This window comes from Streptomyces sp. NPDC048825 (assembly GCF_043198355.1).
GTDB classification, from domain to species: Bacteria; Actinomycetota; Actinomycetes; order Streptomycetales; family Streptomycetaceae; genus Streptomyces; species Streptomyces xiangluensis.
On the sequence record NZ_JBICUR010000008.1, the window covers coordinates 1 to 18,167 of the forward strand.

Below are 18,167 nucleotides of genomic sequence, written 5' to 3' on the forward strand. Positions count from 1 at the left end.
GGGCCGGTGCGTCAGCCCGTCGCAGGGTGGGCATACGGCCCTCCGTCTTCCACAGGGCGCAGGTGGCCTGAGACAGAACCTACGCGACGGGCATACGACGCACCGGCCCACGTCCCCTCCCGCCGGCGGGAAGCTGCGGGTAGTTGGGGGTGCGGGCTTTCCCGGGGCGCGGCGCTCCACCGGGGCCCGGCGCTCATCCGGGACGCGGGAAGGCGCAGGCCTTTGCTTTTCAGGGGCGCGGGGAACTGCGCGACCAGCCACGACGCACCCGCAGCCGCGACACGCCGTGTCAGCCCCCACCCCCCTGCGGGGGTCCGGGGCGCAGCCCCGGGGCCAGTTCATGTACAGGTTCGGCTTGCTGTTTCGGCAAGGTGAGTGGCCGTTTCGGGGATTCGCGTCGCACTCTGGACGCAAGCCGAATGAGAGGTCACGAATCATGGCGCATCAGCACGATCACACACAGATCGACTTCGCCGAATGGCTGCCCATGCTGGAGCAGGAGGCCGAGCTGTTCGCTCCGGTGTACCGGCAGGCGGCGGGCTGGTTGCGGGAGTGGAAGCCCGAGCCGGAGCTGATCGCGGACGTGGGCAGCGGGCCCGGTGTCATCTCCTGCCTCCTCGCGGACGCGTTCCCGCAGGCGCGGGTCGTCGCCGTGGACGGGGCTCCGCCCCTCCTGGAGGCCGCCCGCTCCCGCGCCGCCGAGCACGGCATCGCCGACCGGTTCAGCACCCTCGAGGCCGAACTGGCCGATGGAATCGGCGAGTTGGAGTACCCGGCCGACCTCCTCTGGTCCAGCAGGGCCCTGCATCACGTCGGCGACCAGCGCGCCGCCCTCACCGAATTCGCTCGCCATCTCGCGCCCGGCGGCGCCCTCGCCCTTCTGGAGGGCGGCCTGCCCTCGCGCTACCTCCCGCGCGACATCGGCATCGGCCGCCCCGGCCTGCAGTCCCGCATGGACGCGGTGCAGGAGGACTGGTTCAGCAAGATGCGGGCCGAACTGCCCGGCTCGGTGGAGGAGACGGAGGACTGGCCGGCCCTGCTGACCGCCGCCGGGCTCCGCCACACCGCGACCCGCACCTTCCTCCTCGACCTGCCCGCCCCCATCTCCGATGCGGCCCGCGCCTTCGTCACCACCGCCCTCTCCCACCGCCGGGAGGGCCTGGCAGAGGGTCTCGACGCCGACGACCTGGCCACCCTCGACCGGCTCCTCGACCCGGACGACAAGGCGAGCGTCCACCACCGCCCGGACGTGTTCCTCCTGACGGCCCTGACGGTGTACGTCGGGGTGAAGCCCACGTGACCCGTGCCCGGTCAGCAGGCGCCCGGCCGCGCGTACACGGTGACCCGGGCGCCCCGCACCTCGCGCGTGTGGCACTCCTCGAAGTACGCGGCCAGGACGTCCCGTTTCATCGATTCCTGCGCGATCGCGTCCACCGGCTGTCCGGCGGGGTCTCGCACGGTGACGATCCGCGTCATGTCCAGCATCCGCGCGCGGATGACCGATGCCGAGACTTCCGTGCCGTACAAGGTGCGTGAGGCGACTGGGCTCCGGTCCAGGGCGAGGTCCCGCAGCCCGCTGACGGCGTGCGGGAACGGCAGCGACCAGACACGGCGGCGCAACGGCATAAAGAGCACACCGTTGCCCGGCTCGCCCAGCTGCTCGATGGTCCGGGCGATGGAGGTGACGTCGTCGACGCGGCTGGCGGTGTCCCGCAGATGAAGGGTCGAGGGGATCAGCGCGAGGACGAGCGCCGCCGCCGCGACCCGTATCCACCGGGTGCGGCCGAGACGGTGCAGCGCGGCGCCGATCAGCAGGGCGAGGCCCGCGTTGCCGTACAGGACGTAGCGGTCGACGTACAGCGGCTGGAGCACAGAGAGCAGCATGAGCACCGCGGTGGGTGTGATGAGGAGGGCGAGGGCGAGGGTTCTGAGGTCCACGGTCCGGGGCCCGCCACGGTGGGGCAGGGCACGTGCGCAGACCAGGGCGACGGCGGCCGTGGCCACGAACGACACGTACGCGACGATGTCGTAGCCGATCCAGGCCACCTGCTGCGACTGGCGTGTGCTCAGCACGGCGACCGGGACGAGCATGACCACAGCGGGCAGCGTGGCCAGGCTCCACCGGCGCCGCGCTGCGAGCGGGACGGCGAGCGCGTGCGCGGCCAGTGCCAGCACGGCGAACTCGTGCAGCAGGCAGGCCATGAGGACCAGCGCGCCGTAGCCGCACCAGAGGCCCGCGCTGTCCCGCTCGGCCACCGCCCGCACCAGTAGATACGTGGCCCAGACGACCAGCGCACAGACCAGCGCGTACGAGCGGCCCTCCTGCGCGTGCTGCTGGACGGGCGGCAGCAGAGCGAAGACGAAGCCGGCCAGGAGGCCCGCGCCCGGGCCTGCGAGACGGCGGCCGAGGAGCATCACGCCCGCCGTGGCCGCCGCCGTCGCGAGGACCGACGGCAGCCGCATCACCAGCAGTGGGTCGGTGTCGTCGAAGACGGCGTACAGGGTGTGCATGAGGAGGTAGTACGCCCCGTGCACCGCGTCCGCCGTACCGAGGGTGCCCCACAGATCTGGCAGGCTCCGGTGTGCCATGTCGAACGTGACCGCCTCGTCCCGCCACAGCGAACCGCCCCTGCGGATCCCCCACAGCCCCAGGATCAGGGACAGGAGCACGGGCAGCAGGAGGAGCGGGCCGGGTCGCGGGGGAGCGGCGGCCGGGCGCGCGGTCGTGGTGAGGGGCGGGCGGAGGGTCTGTGCGGTGGCGATGACGGGCTCCCGGGCGTGGGGCGTCGTCGGCGGGGCGATGACGCAGAGGACTCGGAAGCCCCGAGTTCAGCCGCCCGGGGATTGATGCGCAGGCCTGATCCGGGCGCTTATCAATCGCGGGTCACGTTGATCGGTCCAGTTCTGACGCTTATCAACGGGCGCCGGCCGCTTGTTAGTTTGGGGAGTCGGCTGTGACCGGCGGGACGGGGGGAGACACCGATGGGGCGCCGAGAGAAACCGCTGGACCCGGCCGCGGGGCCCGTGCAGCGGTTCGCGTACGAACTGCGCAAACTCCGTGGCGAGGCGGGCGGGCCCACCTACCGGGACATGGCCAGAGGCGTCCCCTATTCGGCGCCCACACTCTCCGCCGCGGCGGCCGGCGAACGGCTGCCCTCGCTGCCCGTGGTCCTCGCCTTCGCCGCCGCATGCGGAGGCGACCCCGAGGAATGGGAGCGCCGCTGGGGCGAGGCGCTCGCCGAGGAGGCCGACAGTCGTGCGCCACAGGACGGGCAGGCACCGTATCCGGGTCTCGCCCGCTTCGAGACGGACGAGCGGTATCCGTTCCACGGCCGCGACGAGCTGATCGCCGAACTGCTCGAACTCATCGGCAGGCGAAGTGTCCTGGCCGTCGTCGGCGCCTCCGGCAGCGGCAAGTCCTCCTTGCTGCGAGCCGGGCTGATACCCGCCCTGCGGGAAGGCAAGGGCCCCGCTCTCGCTGCCATCCGCGTCCTCACCCCTGGCGACCGGCCCGCGCGTACCCACCGCACGCTCCTCGCGCCGCATGGTGGCGACGGCGAGCGGAGGGCCGGGGACACGCTGCTCGTGGTCGACCAGTTCGAGGAGGTGTTCTCGCTCTGCCATGATCCGGCCGAACGGTCCGCGTTCCTCGACCGCTTGCTCACCGCCCGCGACCCGGACAGCAGGCTCCGCGTGATTCTGGCAGTCCGCGCCGACTTCTACGGCCGCTGCGCCGAACACGGCCCCCTGGCCGAGGCCCTGTCCGACGCGAATCTCCTCGTCGGACCCATGCCCCCGGACCGTCTGCGCGAGGCGATCGTCCGGCCCGCCGCCACCGCCCGGCTCGTCGTCGAACGTGCCTTGACCGCCCGGATGGTGGCCGACGTGGCAGGGGAGCCGGGTGGGCTGCCGCTGATGGCGCACGCCTTGCGGGAGGTGTGGCGGCGCCGCGCCGGCAAGACGCTCACCGAGGCGGCGTACGACGCGATCGGCGGCGTACGCGGCGCCGTCGCGCACACCGCCGAGGAGGTCCACGGCTCCTTCACGCCGACCGAAGCCACCGCCGCCCGGGCGCTGTTGCTGCGCATGGTGTCACCGGGCGACGGCACCTCCGACACCCGCCGCCCGGTAGACCGCGCCGAACTCGCCGACGACCCCGCCACCGAGCACGTCCTCGAACGCCTCGTCCGCGCCCGCCTGTTGACGGTCGACGGCTCGGTTGTCGACCTCGCCCACGAGGCGCTGATCGACGGTTGGCCACGCCTGAAGGGCTGGATCGACGAGGACCGGGAGCGGCTGCGGCTGCACCGACGACTGACCGAATCCGCCCAGGCCTGGGCCGAACTCGTCCGAGATCCAGGCGCGTTGTACCGCGGCACCCGGCTCACGGCAGCCCGCGAGACCTTCACCGACCTCTCGTGCCTGAGCCCGCTGGAACGCGACTTCCTGACCGCGAGCATCGAGGCGTACGAGCGCGGGGTGCGAGCGAGGGCCCGTACCACTCGGCGGCTGCGCACCCTCACCGTGGCGCTGGCCGTGCTGCTGTGCCTCGCCGTCGTGGCCGGCCTGACCGCCTGGCGCCAGAGCGGCATGAACGCCCGGCAGCGCGACGAGGCCGAGGCCCGCCGGATCGCCGACGTGGCGGGGGAGTTGCGGACGACCGACCCGCGTACCGCGATGCGTCTGGCCGTGGCGGGTTGGCGGCTCGCGGATCTGCCGGAGACGCGGGCGGCAGTGCGGGCGACGGCGGGCCAGCGCGAACAAGCGGCGTACACCCCGCCCGAGGACCTGACGCCGAACGCTCCCTCGTGGCTCAGCGGGGACGGCCGCGTCCTCACCACGGTCTCGCGCGACCGGGTGGTTCAGTGGGACATACGCAAGGAGCGCAAGACCCGGTCGACGAAGGTGCCCGGGCTGTCGCGAGGTGTCGTGGACGTGACCGGGGACGCACGCTTGATCGCGTACCGGAACGAACAGGGCGTCGTGGTCAGGGATTTGAGAGGAGACAGCGCTCCACGTCGGCTCTCGACCGGGGACTCGGCCGATGCCGACGGAGGGTTCTCGCCCAGCGGCCGACTGTTCCTCGACAAGCGGCGCTCGGGCGAGGACCGCGCACGGATCCAGGTCTGGGACGTGCGGCGGCAGAAAGTCCTCTTCACGTACGGGCGGGTGGAGGACAGCGGTCCGGCGCCGGTGGTGAGTCCGGACGACCGGCTCGTCGCCTGGTGCATCCGTGAGGACTCCCGACTGGAGATCCACGACATCGCCACCGGCCGCCGCGTCAAGCCCAACTGGCCGAGCCGAATCGAGCAACGCCTTTGCGCGGCCGACGAGTTCAACTTCGCTCCCGACAGCAGGGCCGTGGCTTTCGGGAGTCAGGACGGCATCCACATCTGGGACTTCCATGAGGGACGCGAGCGCAAGCCGCTGCCGCTGGACGCCGAATGGGCGGCGAGTGTCCGCTCCGACCCGAGCGGCGAGTACGCCGCGACGTGGGACGGCGGGGCCTTCGCCGTCTGGCGCACCGACCGTCCGGACGAACCGCTCATCACCTTCCCCGTGTCCAACCGCACTGTGAGTGAATACCGGCTGGACACGGAGGACGCCGTGCTGCGCTACCGCGAGGGCGGCCAGACCAACAGCGTTCGTACGTTCTCACTCGACGGTCTCGTCAATGACGTGGCGTGGCGTCAGAGACCCATCATCCACGCGACGTTCGACCCGAACGGGAAGCTGACGTCCTCGGGGTCGCTGCAGGAGGCCCGGGTGGTGGCCGGGGACGGCACGGTCTTCACCGCCCTCTCCACGAAACGCGGTATCGAAGTCCGGCGCAGGGGAGACCGGCCGCGGAGCTGGACGGTGGGGACGCCACAGATGGGGGCGGCTGCCATCTCACCCACCGGACGCCGGATCCTCACCGTGGATGGTGAGTTGATCGATGTACCGACGGACCGGAGGAGCAAGGCGGTTCGGGGCGAGGACCTGGTGACCACGGCGGCCTTCAGCCCCGATGGACGCTACCTGGCCGTCGCGGCCGGCAACGGGCGAGTCTCCCTGTGGGACGCCCGCGGCCGGCACCGGATCGCCGTGCTCGTGGACACCGACGATGATCTGGAGCCGCCCGTGCTCGCCTTCTCGGCCGACGGCTCGCTGCTCGCGGCAGGAGATGAGGGCGGCTCCGTACGCGTATGGGAGACCGCCTCACCCCGACTGTCGCCCGCTTCCGTCCCAGTGGGGGACGGGCCGGTCCTCGCGGTCGGGTTCGCCCCGGAGAACCGGGAGTTGAGGGTGGCCACACCGCATCTGCCCTTGCGGGGGTATCCGTTGGAACCGGAGCGGGCCGCAGCGTCAGCGTGCACTCGGGCCGACGGTGGCGCGACCGAGGACGAGTGGCGTACGTACCTGCCCGGCGTGCCCTACCGGCGGACGTGCTGAGGAAGAAGCCGCCGGCATCTGTTGACCTTTGGAGTCATCAGTTGTCCCGCAGGAACCGTTTCGCCAGCGACTCGCCGAGGGAAACCGCCGCGCTGCGGCTCTCGATGGGGGAGACGCGGGAGTTCCTGAACAGGATGTAGGTGACTTTCGAGGCGGTGCCGCCGGTCGCCGGGTCCGGGTTGATGCCCAGGGCTTCGGCAGTGGCGTACGAGGCCTCGCCGATGATGTCCGTGGGGCCTGCGTCGCCGACTACGGCGTACTGGACCTGGTCGTTGTGGATGACGGCTACCACGCCGCCGCCCTTGATGCCGGAGTTCGCGTAGTCCCAGATGCCGCTGGGGCCGGGTACGACGACGTACGGCAGTGTCTGGGAGTTCAGCGGTCTGCCGTCGGACTGGGGGAAGGCCGTTGCGGGATGGAACCACGGGTCGGTGTCCCTGTTGCAACGTGCGGTGACCTGGCCGTCGCAGGCGATGTCCATGTCGGCCTTCCAGTACACCGCGCCCTTCTTGCCGCAGACGGGGACGGAGGGCGAGGTCCCCTCATCGGTGCTGTACCGGCCGTCCGAGATCCGCGAGCAGGACTCCACCTTGGCCAGCAGCTCGGCCGCACCGACCGTGCCCTCCCGGGTCTCGGTGACCGTGCTCTCCTGTGCCTCGATGGGGCTGGCGGACACGGCGACCGTGCCCTCCCGGGCCTCGGTGACCGTGCCCTCCTGCGCCTCGATGGGGCTGTCGGACACGTCGGCCGGGAGTGCCCCGGCGGCGAGGACTGCGGCTGGAGCGGCAACGGCGAGGGTCATAGTTCGCATACGCACTGTGGAGCCCTTCTGTCCGGGACGTCGGCCTTTGGACGACCCTGACTGACCCTGATCCCTGTGGCGTGGAGGCAGCGCCCGGTCTTAGGCCGCTCGGCGGAGCGCTACTTGTCGATGCCGAACCGGCGTGAGACCTCGTCGATGGTGAAGCGTGCGCGGAGTTTGCAGGCGGAGTTCTGGTTGGCGAACAGGCCCGGAACCCAGAACGCCTGTTCTTGGGGAACGGTCGCCTCCCAGTCGACCGGCACGATCCACTCGCGGGAGTCCCCGTCCCCGGTGGCCGCCGCGGGGCGCAGGTAACTCCCCCTCAAATCAAGCGACTTCATCTCCCGCTGGTCCCCGTCCGCGGCCAGGCGCGCCTCCTCGAAAGGCTGCGCCTCGCCGATGACGGTTCCGATGCCCACGTAACCCCTGGACGGGATGTGCGTGAAGATCCGGGCGCCCTGGGGGAGTCCGCGCAGGGTGCGGGAGTACCACTCGCCGCCGCCGGCGGAGATGAAGCCGTACTTCCTGGCGTCGTCCCAGTTGCGGCCGCCCGTGTCCTGGTGGCCGAACGCCACGTACCAGTCCTGCCCGTTCCACGGCTCTTGTTTCCCGCGGGAGGTCGCGACGCGTGCCGGTGTGGCGGTCGTGTCGTCGACCAGGGCGGTCCGGGCGAGGTAGGAGCGGCCGTCGTCCTCGAAGTAGCGGAAGAACAGCACGTTCAGCGGCACGCCGTAGCCCGTGGACAGATACGTGACGATCCGCTCCGTCGCCGGATCGACCTCACTCGCCACCACGGTGAGCGAGTGCGCGCTGTTGAGCTCCTCCGGCGGGCTGGCCCCGAACCGGGCGGCGAACGCCTGGTCGAAGGCCTCCTCGTCGTGGCGGCGGGCTGCGTACTCCGCGTGGATGTCGCGGACTTCGTCGTTCGTGAGCCCTTGGACCCATGACCCGTAGTCGAGGATCTGCGCCACCACGTCCCGGGGCGTACGGTCGCGCTTGAGCTCCAGCACGTGAAGATTGCCGTCCGCGTCGATCCCCAGCAGATCCAGGAACTTCCCGTACGGCGTCGGCACCTGCCTGCCGATCAGAAGCAACGGCGTACCGAGAATGGCCGGATCCGCCTCGATCAGCTCTTCGAGCCGCGACTCCAGCGCCATCCGCCGAGTCGTCACCCGCACAGGTGCCCCGTCCACGCGCCACAGCCCGACCTCGAGCGGCATCCAGACCTCCACGGCCGGCTCAATCGACCGGCTCCATCGATACGACGACCCCAGTCAAGCACGTGGGGTACGGCCGGGCGGAGGCAGCGAAGCCGCCGCCCAAGTGGTCAGCGGGCGGCGGCTTCCAGTGGGGCAAGGAGTGTGCGGTCAGGTCGCGTGGAGGGTTGCCGGGTCCGGGCCGATGCGGCGGTCCTCGTTGAGGGCGCTGATCGCGGCGATGTCCTCGGTGTCCAGGGAGAAGTCGAAGACCTCGATGTTCTCCTTGATCCGGGACGGAGTCACGGACTTGGGAATCACCACGTTGCCGAGCTGGATGTGCCAGCGCAGGACGATCTGCGCGGGCGTACGGCCGTGCTTCTGGGCGATGGCCACGATCGCCGGGACCTCCAGGAGGCCCTTGCCCTGGCCGAGCGGCGACCAGGCCTCGGTGGCGATGCCCTGCTCCGCGTGGTATTCACGCAAGGCGAGCTGCTGCAAGTGCGGGTGCAGCTCGATCTGGTTGACGCCCGGGATGACGGACGTCGCCTCGATCAGCCGGTCCAGGTGCTCCGGAAGGAAGTTGGAGACGCCGATCGTCTTGACGCGACCGTCGGCCAGCAGCTTCTCGAACGCCTTGTACGTGTCCACGTACGTGCCGTTGTCGGGCATCGGCCAGTGGATCAGATACAGATCCACGTAGTCGAGGCCGAGCTTGGCCAGGGACGTGTCGAAGGCGCGCAGCGTCGAGTCGTAGCCGTGGTCGGCGTTCCAGAGCTTGGTGGTGACGAAGAGGTCCTCGCGGGCGATGCCGGAGGCGCCCAGAGCCTTGCCCGTGCCCTCTTCGTTGCCGTAGGCGGCGGCGGTGTCGATGCTGCGGTACCCGGCCTCCAGAGCGGTGGTGACCGCCTGCTCCGCCTCGTCGTCCGGGATCTGCCAGACACCGAAACCCAGCTGCGGCATCTCGACGCCGTTGTTCAGGATGATCGGGGGGACCTTGCTCACGAGCTCTCGATCCTTCAGTCGTCGTTGGTAATCCCATCGTCAACGATCACAGGCCGTCATTCATTCCTGGCCGTCATCGCCGACGAAATCAGGGATTGGCCAGATGTCGATCGTCTCTTCGATCCTATCGGTACAGACCATTGACCGTGGCCTGTCATGACGCGACTCTGTTCCAGGTCACTGAACTTGGTGCATGTATATGACCTCCTGTCGAGGACGAGGTGAGAGACCAGTGAGCACCACACGAAGAAACCTGCTCGGGGCGGCGCTCGGCGGCGCGGCCTCCGCTGCCGTCGGTCTGCCCGCCACCGGCGCGCACGCCACCGGCCGGGACGCCGCCGCGTCCTGGCAGTTGAAGTGGTCCCCGTCGGCGAGCGACGACGGGCTCGGCGCCTTCGAGACCCTGGAGGACGACCGCGCCGACTCGCACCCCGCCGCCTCCCCGCACATCTACGCCACCGGCAACAACTGGCGCTTCAACATGCACACCGTCGACCGGGACACCTCGACCGACCGCCAGCGCCACGAGGTCACCGGCCTGCGGACGGGCAGCAACAGCTACCTCAGGTGGACCGAGGGGCAGACCTGGCGGCTCACGTACTCGATGTACATTCCGAGCTCACTCAAGGCGACCACCTCTTTCACGCACATCATGCAGATGAAGCAGCCCGGCAGCGGTAGTTCGCCGATCGTCGTGCAGTCGCTGCGCCGGGTGGACGGCGTGCAGACCATCGAACTGAAGCTCTTCACCGACGACATCCTCGTCGGCCGTACGAACCTCGAGCCGCTGCACAACAAATGGACCGACGTCGACTTCCAGATCAAGGTCGGCAACGGCTCGGCGGGCTCGGTCCGCTGGATCCTCAAGAGCGGCTCCACGACGGTCATCGACAAGTCGAGGACGGGCGTCGACACCTTCCTCGCCGACCGCGTGCGCCCCAAATGGGGCATCTACCGCTCCCTGGGCGACACTTCCGGCTCCCTCCAGGACTGCCATCTCCTGTTGACGAACCTGCGGGGCTACCAACTGGTGTAGAGCGAACTCGCAGGCCTCCCGGCGGCTCCCGCGGGGCGCTACGCCTGGTACAGCGCCTCGACCTCCGACACGTACGCCTTCTCGATCGCCTTCCGCTTCAGCTTCAGCGACGGCGTCAACAGCCCGTGCTCCTCGGTGAACTGGTGGGCGAGTATCCGGAACGTACGGATCGATTCGGCCTGCGACACCAGTGTGTTCGCCGCCACCACCGCCCGGCGCACCTCGGTCTCCAGATCCGGGTCGCGCACCAACTCGGCCGGGGTCAGCTTCGACTTGCCGCGCATCTGGAGCCAGTGCTCGACGGCCTCCCCGTCCAGCGTGACGAGCGCCGCGATGTACGGCCGGTCATTGCCGACGACGATGCACTGCGCGACCAGCGGATGGTCGCGCACCCGCTCCTCCAACTGCCCGGGCGAGACGCTCTTGCCGCCGGACGTCACCAGGATCTCCTTCTTGCGCCCGGTGATCGTGAGATAGCCGTCCTCGTCGAGTGAGCCCAGGTCACCGGTGGCCAGCCAGCCGTCGTGCAGGGTCGCGTCGGTGGCTTTGGGGTCGTTGAGGTAGCCCTGGAAGATGTTGGGGCCGTGCAGCCAGATCTCGCCGTCGTCCGCGATGTGCACGGTGGTGCCAGGAAACGGCTGCCCCACGGTGCCGTACCGGGTGCGCTCGGGCGGGTTGGCGGTCGCCGCGGCGGTGGACTCGGTGAGGCCGTACCCCTCGTAGATCTGGACGCCCGCGCCGGCGAAGAACAGCCCGAGCCGCCGGTCCATCGCCGAGCCGCCGGACATGGCGTGCTTCATCCGCCCGCCCATCGCCTCGCGGATCTTGGAGTAGACAAGCTTGTCGAAGAGCTGGTGCTGCACCCGCAGGGCCGCCGAGGGGCCGGGCCCGATGCCCCAGGCCTTCGCCTCCACAGCGTCCGCGTACCGCACGGCGACCTCGACGGCCTTCTCGAACGGGCCCGCCTTGCCCTCCCGCTCGGCCTTCCTGCGGGCCGAGTTGAAGACCTTCTCGAAGATGTACGGCACCGCCAGGAAGAACGTCGGCCGGAAGGCTGCCAGATCGGGCAGCAGGGCTGCCGCGTTGAGCTGCGGCTGGTGTCCGAACTTGACCTTCCCCCGGATCGCGGCGACCTGCACCATCCGCCCGAAGACATGCGCCAGCGGCAGGAACAGCAGGGTGGCCGCCTCATCGCCCTTCTTCGAGTGGAACAGCGGCTCCCAGCGCTCGATGGCCGTGTCCGCCTCGAACATGAAGTTGCCGTGCGTGATGACACAGCCCTTGGGGCGGCCGGTGGTTCCGGAGGTGTAGATGATCGTCGCGATCGACTCGGGCGTGACCGCGCGCCGGTGCCGGTGCACCACCTCGTCGTCGAGGTGCGCGCCCGCCTCGTACAGCTCGTGCACCGCGCCCACGTCCAGCTGCCAGAGCCGGCGCAGTGCCGGCAGCCGGTCGATGACCGTGGCGATCGTCATCGCGTGGTCCTCGTGCTCCACCATCGCGGCCGACACCTGCGAGTCGTGCAGCGTCCAGAAGACCTGCTCGGCCGAGCTCGTGGGGTAGATCGGCACGACCTGGGCGCCGATCGACCACAGGGCGTAGTCGAAGAGGGTCCACTCGTAGCGCGTACGGGACATGATCGCGACCCGGTCGCCGAACCGGATGCCCTGGGCAAGCAAACCCTTGGCAAGAGCCAGCACTTCGTCGCGGAACTCCGCCGACGTCACATCGCGCCACTCGCCGTGCTCGTCCTTGCGGCCGAGCGCGGGATAGAGCGGGTCCTCCAGGGCATAGTCGTAGACGGCATCGGCCAGGCCGCCCACCGGCGGCGCCGACGCCAACGGAGGGTTGGTGAACTCGCGCAATCCCCGCTCCTTGTGGCGCTCCGCACAGCGCCGTGAAAGCTACCCCACGTGGCGCTGCCGCGGGAGTAGCGGTGGCTTGTGCGGTCGTTGTGTTATACGTGCTGGTCAGGGCCTTATTTGCGACTTCAACGGGGTGGGTCGGGACATAATTCTTACGGGTGCGTAGGTTTCCGGCTCTTAATCTCCACGGAATCTGTACGAATGCGCTCCGCTTGGTGCGCTGTGGGGTGGGTGCCCCTTGGGGCGGTGGGTTCCCTGCGGGTTGTCTGTGGCTGGTCGCGCCCACGCGGCGGAGCCGCAGATTGACACAGCCCCGCGCCCCTGAAGGGGCGCTTGCCTGAGCGTCCCCTGTCCAGGGTGAACCCGCCTCAGGGCTTGCCGAACCCGCCTCAGTGGCCGGTGTGTGGGCTGACGCCGCCTTGGAGGATGCGAGTCGCCAGGGCGTCGGCTGAGCCCTGTGCCGGTGTGTGGCGGTGGGCTTGGGTCAGGACGAAGTCGACTCTGCCCAGTTCGGGGAGGTCTGCCCGGGATGGGACTCGGACCAGGCCCGGGGGGATCAGTCCTCGGGAATGGGCCATCACGCCGAGCCCCGCCCGTGCGGCCGCGATGAGGCCGTTGAGACTGCCGCTCGTGCAGGCGATGCGCCAGGGGCGGCCCTGGCGTTCCAGAGCTTCCAGGGCCAGGGCTCGGGTGATCCCCGGCGGCGGATAGACGATCAACGGCACCGGACGCCCGGCATCCAGCCGGAGGCGTTCCGCGCCGATCCAGACCAGGCGGTCGTGCCAGACGAGTTCGCCGTGGGGGTCCTCGGGGCGGCGTTTGGCCAGGACCAAGTCGAGCTTTCCGTCGGCTAGTTGCTCGTGCAACGTGCCTGAGAGCTCGACCGTCAGCTCCAGGTCGACCTCGGGGTGGTCGTGCCGGAAGCCCTCCAGGATCTCGGGGAGGCGGGTCAGTACGAAGTCCTCGGAGGCTCCGAAGCGCAGCCGGCCACGCAGCCGCGTCCCCGTGAAGAACGCCGCCGCCTGCTCGTGCGCCTCAAGGATGCGGCGCGCGAAACCGAGCATGGCCTCGCCGTCCTCCGTCAGCTCCACGGAGTGGGTGTCCCGCGAGAACAGCTGCCGCCCCGCCGTGCTCTCCAGCCGGCGCACATGCTGGCTGACCGTCGACTGACGCAGCCCGAGGCGCCGGGCGGCCTGGGTGAAGCTCAGCGTCTGGGCCACGGCCAGGAACGTACGCAGGTGTGAAGGGTCGTACACGCTCCTCAGGCTATCGCGATCCGTGATGACAGTCAGAGCCGTATGCCGGATTCCCGATCACGCTCGGAAGGAGGACCATGGAGAGGGCACGATCCTGCGTCCAGACCGACGAACAAGAACCGACTCAGCAACGGAGCACCGTGAAACGCCTGACGTGGCCGTCCTGGCTGCCGATCGACCCGTACATCCTGCTCCTGCTCGGGACGGTGGGCCTCGCGGCGCTGCTGCCCGCCCGGGGGACGGCGGCCGATGTCGCGTCCGGGGTGTCGACGGGCGCGATCGCTCTCCTCTTCTTCCTGTACGGGGCACGCCTGTCGACCCGCGAAGCCCTGGACGGGTTGCGCCACTGGCGGCTCCATGTCACCGTCCTGGCCTGCACGTTCGTGGTGTTCCCGCTGCTCGGTCTGGCGGCCCGCGGCCTTGAACCGGTGTTCCTGACGCACTCGCTCTACATCGGACTGCTCTTCCTGACGCTGGTGCCCTCGACGGTCCAGTCGTCGATCGCGTTCACGTCCATCGCGCGCGGCAACGTGCCCGCCGCGATCTGCGCGGGCTCCTTCTCCTCCCTCGCGGGCATCGTGATCACCCCGCTGCTCGCGGCGACGCTCCTCGGCAGCACCGGCGGCGGCTTCTCCGCGGACTCGATCCTCAAGATCGTGATGCAACTGCTCCTGCCGTTCGTGGCGGGGCAGGTGCTGCGACGCTGGATCGGGGACTTCATCGCACGCCACAAGCGGATCACCGGCCTGGTCGACCGCGGCTCGATCCTCCTGGTCGTCTACGCCGCGTTCAGTGAAGGCATGGTCCAGGGCATCTGGCACCAGGTCAGCCCGCTGAGGCTGGCCGGGCTGCTCGCGGTCGAGGCGGTGCTGCTCGCCGTGATGCTCACCCTCACCTGGTACGGCTCGAAGGCGCTGCGCTTCAGCCGCGAGGACCGGATCGCCATCCAGTTCGCCGGGTCGAAGAAGTCCCTCGCGGCCGGACTGCCCATGGCAAGCGTGCTGTTCGGTGCGCAGGCCTCGCTGGCCGTACTGCCGCTCATGCTCTTCCACCAGATGCAGCTCATGGTCTGCGCGGTGATCGCCAAGCGCCGCTCCCGCGACCCCGAGCCGGACCTCAGCCCGAGCCCAGCTTCAGGGTCACGAATCGCGGTCGGTACAGGGACACGTTCCGACTGAGATTCGACTGCGCCGTGGTCCCCGTCGCGTCCAGCCAGTTGACGTCGTAACTGAGCACGAGCCGCCCGCCGAGCGCCGGGTGCACCTGCGGGTTGTACGCCGCGACTTCCCCCTTCTGCTCGGGCAGCGGCGGGCTGAAGCCCTTGGTGGGCCCGCGCCAGGGGCCGGTGGGCGAGCACGCCCAGTACGAGGTGACGGTCGTCAGCCCCTCGGCGCCCGCCGCCATCGTGAACAGCACCCAGGTGCCGCCGTCCCGCACGACCGTGAACGCGCTGCCCACGCCCTTGCGCTGCCCGTCACCGAGCACGGGCCTCATCCGCGAGGAGATGGCGGACCACCGTCCGCCGTCCCAGTACTCCCACGCGTCCGGCTCCGCCAGCCGGTTGCGGGGCACCCGCGCCACGTACGCCTTCGAGGCCGGCCGGGAGGCGGCCTGCGCGTCGTCCCCGCCGAACACATACGTCCAGTCCTCGTCCCCGGTCACCGCCGTCGTGCCGAACAGCACCCGCCGCTCCGGATCCTGCACCTGCTGCTGGTCGAGGACCTTGACGATGCCCTCGACCCGCAGATCGGGCAGCGAGAGCGTGGCCACCTCCGTGGCGGTGGGGACGCCGTAGATCCAGGGGTACGTGCCGTTCGTACGGGTCCACAGCAGGACGCGTACGACCTTGTCCGAGGACCCGGGGGAGCGGGCCTCGACCTTGGCGGCGACCGGCCAGCGCCACTGACCGGGGGCCGGGTCCGGGAACAGCGGCGCGGGCAGGGTGCTCTGGAGGCGGCCGTCCGACATGACCACGGCCGAGTTGCGCACCAGGGGCGCGTTCTGGTCCCGCCAGGCGAACGACTCGCCCACCGGGTTCGGCGGGCCGTACACCTGGCCGAGATACGTGTCCGAGAACAGCCACAGCACCCGGCCGTCCGGCAGCCGCACGGAGTGGGTGCCGTCGCCGCCGGTCCAGTCGTCGGCACGGGAGGCGTCATCGCCGTACCGCGCGAACTCGCCGGTGAGGTCCGGCTCCGCCGCCCAGGACGAGGCCGTACGAGGCGTGCAGCCGCCCTCCCGGTCGTCTTCCTCCGGGAGGGCGGTGAGCAGCACCGCCCCGAGGACCAGGGCAAGGAACAGTCCCAGCCCGGCCCCCGTACGGTGTCGTACTCGTGAGTCGTCGGGCACGGCACGGGACGTTAGTTGCTGCCGCGCACCCGGTCCATGGGCAGCCACAGGACGGTGTCCCGCGTCACAGAGCTCGTACTGCCCGTACTGCCCGTGCTGCCGACTCCGGTCAACTCCGTGTCGCTGAGCGCCCGGTCGTAGACGCGCACATCATCGATCGCGCCCGCGAAGTGCGCCCGGCTGTCCAGCTTCTGGCCGATGTGCACGCCGAACGGTGAGTTACGGCTCACGGAACCCGGCACGTCCGCCGTGCTGATCGGCGTGCCGTCGATGAACAGCGTGAGCTCCCCTCCGCCGCGCCGCAGCGCCAGATGGTGCCACTGCCCGTCGTTGTACGCGCCACTCGTGCGGACAGAGGCGGACTGCGGGGCACTCGCGCCGTCCCGGACCGTGATCAGCCCCTGAATGCGGTTCGAAGCGGGTTCGCCGCGCAGCCACACCTGCGGCTGTGTGGTGCCGACCCCGCCCATCCAGAGCAGCGGCTGCTCACCGGTGGTGGCCGTGTAGCGGAACCACAGTGACGCCGTGAAGTCCTTTGTCCCCAACGGCAGTTCACTGTCATACGGCAGCCTTACGGCGTCGTCGGCGCCGTCGAACTCCATCGCCCGGCCCAACACACCGTCCGTCGGGCGCGCGCCACCGAGGACCGCCGCGGGACGCTTGGGAGAGGCCAGATCGGTGGTCTTGGGGTCGGGGCCGCGACGCGGTTGCAGCCAGTCCTCCGTGAACCGTGCGAAACGGATCTCGTCGCGCGCGTCTACTGCCCCGCCCTCGTACATCAGGCCGACTGTGTCACGGCTGATGTCCACCATGTCCGAGTAGCCGGACCAGTCCGTCGTGACGACCGTGCCACGGTCCACGCTGTCCCAGGTGCGCCCGCCGTCGTACGAGGAGCGGACCATCATCGTCCGGCGCCGGTCCGGATCGGCGGGGCAGGCGAGCAGGAGCCGCTCGCCCAACCGCACGGTGGAACCCTGGACCTGGGGCGTGTAGAGGTCCGGCTGGGTACGGAAGGGCGAGGTGAAACTGTCGCCGCCGTCACGGCTGAACGTCTGCGTGCGGTGGCCGAGTTCGGTGCCGTCCTGCTCACGGCCGCTGATGAGGATCACCCCGTCGGCCCGCTCGGTCATGGTGATCTCGGACGGCTTCTGGCGGAACGTACCGCCTGCCGGTATCGAATAGGAGTCCGTCGCCCCGATCCGCCAGCTGTCGCCGCCGTCGTCGCTGACGATCAGCGCGGCATGATTGGCGGAGACCCGACTGCCGTTCCACGTCTCGGTGTTGACACCGAAGACGAGCCGCCCCGCGTGCCGGCCACGGCTCAGCTGGATGCCGTGCACGGGCCCGGTCGCGTACCAGGAGTTCCAGTGGTCGGGCAGGATCTCGTCGCTGAGGTCGCGCGGTTCGGACCAGGTGAGCCCGTCGTCGTCGCTGTGCTGCATATGGGGAGTGCGGTCGCACGGCACGTCGCAGTTGCGACCGTCCGTACGGCCCGTGTTGTACGTCTCCGCCAGCACGATGCGCCCGGTCTCGCGGTCCACGATCGGGGCGGGGTTGCCGTGGGTGTCGCCGCCGCCCTCGTTGACGACCTGGAGGGGACTCCAGGTGCGCCCGCCGTCCGTGGAGCGCTTGAGCACGATGTCTATGTCGCCGGCGTCACTGCAGTCGTTCACCCGGCCTTCGGCGAACGCCAGCAGCGTGCCTTGCGTCGTTTTCACGACGGCGGGGATCCGAAAGCACGCGTATCCGGGATCCTGAGAGGCCTTGAAGAGGATCTGCTGCTCGAACCCGGTGGTTCCTGCGGCCGGTTGGAGCCGGTCTGGAGCTGGTTGTGGCGATAGCGCGAGTAACGCGGCGGTGGTGACGCTTGCGACGGCGGTGGTTCTGAGACGTGCGCGAACACTTGACGGCATGGTGCGACCTGCCCTTCATCCGTCCGGACATCTGGACATCCCACGTCCAACGTGCGCGCCACAGACGCTACTTGGGCTCTCAGTGGGCTCACAAGAAGCGTGCAGCGGTCGTTCCGTCCGTTCCGTGATCACGAATGCCCGTGCGGCGACTGTGAATCGTCCGGGGCCACGGATGGGGGAGGTCAGGTGCTGTGGGTGGAGGAGTTCATTCTGACGGAGCAACAGATGATCGCTCAGCCTTCTTGCGGCCCTTGAGGACGCATAAATCAGCCCGTCGTGGGGGTCCCCCCGCTCGAGCGAAGCCGAGAGT

The 18,167-nt window shown here is 69.9% G+C and carries 12 protein-coding genes; 4 read left to right on the top strand and 8 right to left on the bottom strand.

Annotated features, from left to right (window positions below; translation table 11 throughout):
- The first annotated feature begins 436 nt into the window (after positions 1 to 436).
- The gene (locus ACGFNK_RS20315; RefSeq protein ID WP_393417709.1) at positions 437 to 1,300 is read left to right on the top strand and encodes a class I SAM-dependent methyltransferase; all 864 of its coding nucleotides are present in this window, start codon (positions 437 to 439) and stop codon (positions 1,298 to 1,300) included.
- 11 nt (positions 1,301 to 1,311) lie between these two features.
- Here the strand turns inward: ACGFNK_RS20315 and ACGFNK_RS20320 are convergent, their stop codons facing one another.
- Positions 1,312 to 2,670, bottom strand: coding sequence for a glycosyltransferase family 39 protein (locus ACGFNK_RS20320; protein WP_393417710.1), 1,359 nt, complete (start codon positions 2,668 to 2,670; stop codon positions 1,312 to 1,314).
- A gap of 312 nt (positions 2,671 to 2,982) precedes the next feature.
- Between ACGFNK_RS20320 and ACGFNK_RS20325 the strand changes: the two genes are divergently transcribed.
- The gene (locus ACGFNK_RS20325; RefSeq protein ID WP_393417712.1) at positions 2,983 to 6,435 is read left to right on the top strand and encodes a hypothetical protein; all 3,453 of its coding nucleotides are present in this window, start codon (positions 2,983 to 2,985) and stop codon (positions 6,433 to 6,435) included.
- 37 nt (positions 6,436 to 6,472) lie between these two features.
- Here the strand turns inward: ACGFNK_RS20325 and ACGFNK_RS20330 are convergent, their stop codons facing one another.
- The 3 genes from ACGFNK_RS20330 to ACGFNK_RS20340 all read right to left on the bottom strand — a co-directional run bounded on the left by ACGFNK_RS20330 (position 6,473) and on the right by ACGFNK_RS20340 (position 9,396).
- Positions 6,473 to 7,252, bottom strand: a complete 780-nt coding sequence (locus ACGFNK_RS20330) for a glycoside hydrolase family 75 protein (protein WP_393417714.1) — start codon at positions 7,250 to 7,252, stop codon at positions 6,473 to 6,475.
- Between the two features lie 104 nt (positions 7,253 to 7,356).
- Positions 7,357 to 8,457 carry an endonuclease NucS domain-containing protein gene (locus ACGFNK_RS20335; RefSeq protein ID WP_393417716.1) on the bottom strand — a complete coding sequence of 367 codons (1,101 nt, stop codon included), beginning with the start codon at positions 8,455 to 8,457 and terminating at the stop codon, positions 7,357 to 7,359.
- 147 nt (positions 8,458 to 8,604) lie between these two features.
- The gene (locus ACGFNK_RS20340) at positions 8,605 to 9,396 is read right to left on the bottom strand and encodes an aldo/keto reductase (RefSeq protein ID WP_393418242.1); all 792 of its coding nucleotides are present in this window, start codon (positions 9,394 to 9,396) and stop codon (positions 8,605 to 8,607) included.
- 274 nt (positions 9,397 to 9,670) lie between these two features.
- Between ACGFNK_RS20340 and ACGFNK_RS20345 the strand changes: the two genes are divergently transcribed.
- Positions 9,671 to 10,474 (top strand): Tat pathway signal sequence domain protein, encoded by an 804-nt coding sequence (locus tag ACGFNK_RS20345; protein WP_393417718.1) that lies wholly within the window; start codon positions 9,671 to 9,673, stop codon positions 10,472 to 10,474.
- A 38-nt stretch (positions 10,475 to 10,512) separates the two neighbouring features.
- Here ACGFNK_RS20345 and ACGFNK_RS20350 read toward each other — a convergent pair whose 3' ends face one another.
- Positions 10,513 to 12,339: an AMP-dependent synthetase/ligase gene (locus ACGFNK_RS20350; RefSeq protein ID WP_393417720.1), complete on the bottom strand. Its 1,827-nt coding sequence runs from the start codon at positions 12,337 to 12,339 to the stop codon at positions 10,513 to 10,515.
- Between the two features lie 389 nt (positions 12,340 to 12,728).
- Positions 12,729 to 13,595, bottom strand: coding sequence for a LysR substrate-binding domain-containing protein (locus ACGFNK_RS20355; protein ID WP_393417722.1), 867 nt, complete (start codon positions 13,593 to 13,595; stop codon positions 12,729 to 12,731).
- A gap of 140 nt (positions 13,596 to 13,735) precedes the next feature.
- On the opposite strand from ACGFNK_RS20355, the gene ACGFNK_RS20360 reads away from it, so the two are divergent.
- A complete protein-coding gene (locus ACGFNK_RS20360) occupies positions 13,736 to 14,773 on the top strand; it encodes a bile acid:sodium symporter family protein (RefSeq protein ID WP_393417724.1) in 1,038 nt (345 codons plus the stop codon).
- Here the strand turns inward: ACGFNK_RS20360 and ACGFNK_RS20365 are convergent.
- Together ACGFNK_RS20365 and ACGFNK_RS20370 are read right to left on the bottom strand one after the other, a co-directional pair.
- A complete protein-coding gene (locus ACGFNK_RS20365; protein ID WP_393417726.1) occupies positions 14,712 to 15,944 on the bottom strand; it encodes a DUF4185 domain-containing protein in 1,233 nt (410 codons plus the stop codon). The two genes, ACGFNK_RS20360 and ACGFNK_RS20365, sit on opposite strands and share 62 nt — an antisense overlap.
- An 11-nt stretch (positions 15,945 to 15,955) precedes the next feature.
- Positions 15,956 to 17,857 carry an exo-alpha-sialidase gene (locus tag ACGFNK_RS20370; protein ID WP_393417728.1) on the bottom strand — a complete coding sequence of 634 codons (1,902 nt, stop codon included), beginning with the start codon at positions 17,855 to 17,857 and terminating at the stop codon, positions 15,956 to 15,958.
- Between the last annotated feature and the right edge of the window lie 310 nt (positions 17,858 to 18,167).

Bases quoted from the DNA above. Each gene is read 5' to 3' on its own strand.
- ACGFNK_RS20315 (WP_393417709.1), top strand. From the start codon at position 437: ATGGCGCATCAGCACGATCACACACAGATCGACTTCGCCGAATGGCTG.
- ACGFNK_RS20325 (WP_393417712.1), top strand. From the start codon at position 2,983: ATGGGGCGCCGAGAGAAACCGCTGGACCCGGCCGCGGGGCCCGTGCAG.
- ACGFNK_RS20335 (WP_393417716.1), bottom strand. From the start codon at position 8,457: ATGCCGCTCGAGGTCGGGCTGTGGCGCGTGGACGGGGCACCTGTGCGG.
- ACGFNK_RS20340 (WP_393418242.1), bottom strand. From the start codon at position 9,396: ATGCCGCAGCTGGGTTTCGGTGTCTGGCAGATCCCGGACGACGAGGCG.
- ACGFNK_RS20370 (WP_393417728.1), bottom strand. From the start codon at position 17,857: ATGCCGTCAAGTGTTCGCGCACGTCTCAGAACCACCGCCGTCGCAAGC.